This is a genomic window from Enterobacter cloacae complex sp. SHL021 (assembly GCF_049237765.1).
In the GTDB taxonomy this organism is placed as follows: domain Bacteria; phylum Pseudomonadota; class Gammaproteobacteria; order Enterobacterales; family Enterobacteriaceae; genus Enterobacter; species Enterobacter cloacae.
In genome coordinates this window covers 1-2,220 of record NZ_JBMKJG010000055.1, presented here as the reverse complement: position 1 = coordinate 2,220, position 2,220 = coordinate 1, and the positions used below count along the sequence as shown (strand labels likewise).

General features: G+C 52.7%; 3 protein-coding genes. All 3 read left to right on the top strand.

Features of this window, described 5'->3' with window-relative positions:
* Positions 1 to 704 (top strand): Ig-like domain-containing protein (locus ACOTZF_RS25130; protein WP_421636237.1); only part of this gene is annotated, 704 nt, incomplete at its 5' end.
* Between the two features lie 50 nt (positions 705 to 754).
* Positions 755 to 1,498: a DUF6246 family protein gene (locus tag ACOTZF_RS25125; protein WP_421636236.1), complete on the top strand. Its 744-nt coding sequence runs from the start codon at positions 755 to 757 to the stop codon at positions 1,496 to 1,498.
* A 36-nt stretch (positions 1,499 to 1,534) separates the two neighbouring features.
* Positions 1,535 to 2,220 (top strand): tape measure protein (locus tag ACOTZF_RS25120; RefSeq protein ID WP_421636235.1); only part of this gene is annotated, 686 nt, incomplete at its 3' end.

Below are 2,220 nucleotides of genomic sequence, written 5' to 3'. Positions count from 1 at the left end.
TACGCATGGCCTTTGGCTGCCCCGATGCAGTGCCAGCGCTTTCCGAGTGGAAGCGTCTCGGCGCTATGACGACAAAGGGCATCGACTATTCGATGAACACCATCAACTCCGAGGCAGATGATGCTAAAGGGCTGGTGGAGAACCTGGTCAACAACATGGATCTGACGATCTCCGGCGAAGGGGAGTTTCGCAAGTCTGATAAAGATAACGAGATCGGCGCGTGGCGTCTGTCGAAGTACATCTTTGACGAAGTGCAGGCAGGCCGTCAGCCTAACCTGTGGGTGCGGTTCGACTTTGCTGGTGAGAACGCCGGTACTTATATCCAGGGCTACATGAACACCACTTCATGGTCTGGTGACTTCGGTACCAACGATATCTCCACTTTCTCCGGCGAGTGGAAGGTCTACGACGCCGACACTGTCGTGTTTGAAGTCGCTGATTCCATCGCGGCCACTGGCGTCGAAGTTACCCCTGCAACTGCTTCCCTGGTCGTTGGCGCAACCCAGCAGCTGAGCGGCGCAGTTCAGCCAACCGATGCGACTAACAAGGCGATAACCTGGACGACTTCGGCGGCCTCTATCGCCACTGTCAGCTCAACCGGCCTGGTAACGGCCGTCTCCGCCGGCACCGCGACTATTACGGCTACCACTGCTGACGGTGACTTCACCGATACCTGCGCTGTTACCGTGACAGCCGCGCCGTAATCACTACAAAGGGCGGCGTGCTGCCCTTGATACTGGTTATGGAGAACGATATGACACCCTTGAAAGAGATTGGCGAGTGCATGATTGGTGCTGGAGAGCGGGAATATTTCTTCCGGCCATCGTTCCGTAACATGACGCGGATCGGTGAACCAGAGCATATCGTCCGCACCTTCTATTCGCTGTTCAATGACGACGTGGCGAAGATGCTTGAGGCGGCGCGCGAAATTCACAGTGCGATACCAGAGCATCAGCGCAGATTTTACGCCCACTATATCGGTGACGTTTCGCTGCCACGCTGGGCACTTGATGCAGCAGGCTCTGCCGCGTTTGTGCGTGAGGCATTACTCTCGGCTATTAACGTCATTCAGTCCTGCTGTGAAGAGGAAGTTTCAGAGCTGACAGGCTGGCATGAGCCATCACGCACTGGACGGCGCACATTCGTATGGCACCGCGGCGCGCTTCCGCCTGAGAACCTTATTCTGATAGCGCAGTCGCTGATCATGCATGGTGTTATCGGCAGAGCCAAGGTTCGTAAATTGCAGAAGCACGAAAGCAAGGAAACGACGCCGGAGTTTCACGCGACTGAATACATCATGGCGGCGCGCAACCATTTCGGGATCAGCAGGGAAGAGGCTGAAAACCTTACCATGACCGAATTCGCCATGATGCTTAACGCCAAATACCCAGACCAGAAAGGCTTCACCAGAGAAGAATATGACGCGGTTATGGACGATGACGATCGCCGTTGGCAGGAAATGATTGAGCGCGAAAAGTCCTCAAAAAGAAAAAGTTAACCCGCTTCGGCGGGTTTTTTATTGCCGGAGCTAATGATGGCTGAAAAAGCGGGTGAGATTTATTACGACATTGAGGCTAATGTTGCAGGCCTTATTCAGGCTCAGAAGCAGGTAAATAAATGTTTAGACCAGATGGAGGGTAAGTTTGATTCAACCTCTCGGTCTGTAGGACGTTTTGAGGGTGCGCTCAATAAGGTAGGGGTGGCGATTGCCGCAGCTTTCACCATCGATGCAGCTAAAAAACTCATTGCGATTGGTGATGAGATGGCTACCTTGCAGTCCAGGATCACCAGGCTTAGTCCAAGTATTGATACAGCGAAAGAGACTATGTCAGCTCTTTCAGCTATTGCATCACAAACAGGTAATAGCCTTTCTGAAACAGAGCGTTTGTGGGAATCACTGACCACAGCATTAAAAAGCGCTGGTGCAACTAACTCTCAGATCCTTGCGCTTACTTCGACGCTTCAAAAGATAGGCACTATCGGTGGTTCATCCTCAGAGGAAATGGCTAACGCACTTCGCCAGTTCGGGCAGTCAATCGCCGGCGGCACAGTACGAGCCGAAGAGTTCAACTCCATCCTTGAGCAAATGCCAGAGCTTGCTCGCCAGATTGCGTCTGGACTTGGAATATCGATTGGTGATCTCCGCAAGAGAATGCTGGAGGGCAAGTTAACGGCTGAAGATGCCCTTAACGCTATTCAAAAACAATCCCAGTCTGTTAA

What these genes read in the sequence shown, in the direction of transcription:
- ACOTZF_RS25125 (WP_421636236.1), top strand. Translation starts at nt 755, where the DNA reads ATGACACCCTTGAAAGAGATTGGCGAGTGCATGATTGGTGCTGGAGAG.